Origin of the sequence: Peribacillus aracenensis, from assembly GCF_025175645.1 — a bacterium.
GTDB lineage: Bacteria > Bacillota > Bacilli > Bacillales > DSM-1321 > Peribacillus > Peribacillus aracenensis.
Window position 1 is genome coordinate 1 of sequence record NZ_JANZMJ010000079.1, and the last position, 2,529, is coordinate 2,529.

Annotated in this window: 3 protein-coding genes; all 3 read right to left on the minus strand. The window is 32.4% G+C overall.

Translation table 11 applies throughout. From position 1 onward, the window contains the following. Positions 1–379: 379 nt before the first annotated feature. Complete coding sequence (locus N0M92_RS28945) at positions 380–733, minus strand: hypothetical protein (RefSeq protein ID WP_260289009.1); 354 nt, start codon at positions 731–733, stop codon at positions 380–382. Between the two features lie 400 nt (positions 734–1,133). Next, positions 1,134–1,538 (minus strand): hypothetical protein, encoded by a 405-nt coding sequence (locus N0M92_RS28950; protein ID WP_260289010.1) that lies wholly within the window; start codon positions 1,536–1,538, stop codon positions 1,134–1,136. Positions 1,539–1,758: 220 nt separating this feature from the next. Continuing rightward, positions 1,759–2,241, minus strand: a complete 483-nt coding sequence (locus N0M92_RS28955; RefSeq protein ID WP_260289011.1) for a hypothetical protein — start codon at positions 2,239–2,241, stop codon at positions 1,759–1,761. Positions 2,242–2,529 lie beyond the last annotated feature (288 nt).

Below are 2,529 nucleotides of genomic sequence, written 5' to 3' on the forward strand. Positions count from 1 at the left end.
GACAAGCTAAATCCGAAAGGATATTTGGTTTATAAGTTGAACAAGGAATAACTCTATTCATAGCTGAATGAAACACCATTTAAAAACATTTGGGTGTGGTGGGTTGACAGTTTCGTTCATATCAGTTCAATAACCAAGTATCAAACTATATTTCATGTCACACAAACAACATTTCCTGTATCTTGTAGTATTGTGGCCGTACCCTTTGTAGCGTTGGTGAACGTGCTAGTGATGTCAGTACGCTTCCCTTCATCTGAAAAAAAGAAGTTGTAAAATTCAATGCTAGTAAATTATACAAAACTATTTAAATATTCATCTATTTACGAAATTTTTCAAACAAAATGCTACCCATTGAGAATGAGTAGCAAGTAATAAAAAGTTATTTAAAAATAATTTGTAGTTTTCCATATACTTTGCCAGAGGAATATCCATCTTTCACATCAACGTAAAATTTACCAATTTTCATACCTGTGAATACTGTACTTCCACCTGCTAAGCTATGATAGCCTGTGCACTTTCCAGTACTCGCATTGCAAAGACGAGCCCATAAGTTACTATAATTAGTCAATAACACACTTCCAGAAGCGGTCTTTAAATAAATGGGGGAAACTAGTTCTACCTCTAAGTCACTACCTTTGTTAGGATTTCCAATTTCTCCATCCCATTTTCCATCTTCTGTTTGAAAAGAATACTGAGGAACACTTGCTTGAGCAGTAGAAGTACTAAATACCATTCCACCTACCAGAACTAACACAAAGGTACTTAAGATTGAAAATAAGCTTTTTATGTTATTTCCTCCTCCAATCTTTATCCCTTTTATAATATCAAAATGAACTAATTATTCAAATAGTTAAAAATAACCAAATATTCTTATTTCAAACATCGTTTGATTGCGTACTCTTCATCAACCTTACTTAAATAAAGTTCATGAACAGAAAACATCTGTAAGCTAAAAGGCGGTACCTCCAAAATATATCTTTATGAACAGAAAAAAGTAATAATCCAAAGTTATTAGCATGATGCATTATATTGGAGTATTGAAGTAAAGCACCTCTTAGTTGAACAAGAACTTTGTTATCCATTATTCAAGAGCTTAAGTCCATACAGATCATCTTCCTTTTGAATGCAAAAGGTTACTCCTTATTGTTTAACGAAAAGTTTTCAACCTTTCCATTCCACTTCACTTCTATATCGATAACATCAGCTTTTGACGTAGAAAATTCACCTTTTTCATTATTATGTGTTTTATATTCACCAGTACTATTCAATTCAATATCACCCATGCCCCAAGCATAATTAGGAGCATTAATCTTATATTCAAGGTTTTCAACAGCTTTATAATCTTTTCCTTTAAACTGTAATGCAAACTTTTTAGTTTCTTTATCGTTATCAGTTTTTACTACATTAAGTTTTGCTGACCAATTTTCACTATCACCCTTAAAATTCAAATTTTCTGATGATTGTTGGCAAGCCGCTAATAACAGCAATAATATTAAATTAATAGCATAAAGGCTTTTCTTTTTAATAGTAATCCCCACTTTTTTTCTTTATTGTTTCAAAGATAGAACAATTAACATCTTACATTGACTACTCAATCATATACTAGCAGCCGGCTCCTTTAGCTCCATATGAAAAGAGCTGATCGTCACAGCCCTTAAATGAATCAACGCACCTGTTAATTTGTGTATTATTCTAGCTAGTTTAATACAATAAGAAGATATAATGTACGGTTGACGAAACTGTTGTATGGTTATGTTTTTAATTTTCGTTATTAGATAGGTATTCTGCTACATCTTTTGGAACTTTAAAATGCAAATTTAGTTTCTTGGTTCTAAATTCGATATAAGGACTGTCTTTATATGTAATAATTGTAGCGATTTGTTTAAGTTCCTTTTTAACAGTTATAGGCTCTCCAAGTTTGACTGTATCCTCTTGGTACATCTTATAAATATACCCTTTAGTCGAATTTGAAGGAATGTCCACAATACTCCATTTATCAACTTCAAGTGTATTAACAAATTCATTTACATCTTCTTGATTGTCTATAACGTTTAAAACCAATTCCGGATTTTCTTCTGACGATACTTCTATCTTTTGGGTGTTATCAAGCCCAGGGTCTTCTTTCAAGTCTTCTTTTTCTATACTGCATCCGAATAAAAATATAGATACGCTAAAAGCAAATATAAATTTCATACAAACTTTTTTAATAATTGTTGTCCTCCCTCCAAGAAACAGAACCATACACTCATTCACTAAACCAAGAAAATTTTAACATTTATTGATTATTATTACTATACCTCTACAGTCTAAATTAATATCGGTCTTAAGCCTTAGATTATACAAATAATAAAACCAAACTATAAATGACTTCACTTAAACGATCCTGCCCCTTTAGTGCCACAAATCGAGTAGGAGGAGGCGCCTAGCCTCCGACCTCTCACACCACCGTACGTACCGTTCGGTATACGGCGGTTCAGTTTAAGTCTGACGTAGTTTTGTATATCGTTCATATAGATTTACTAACCCATG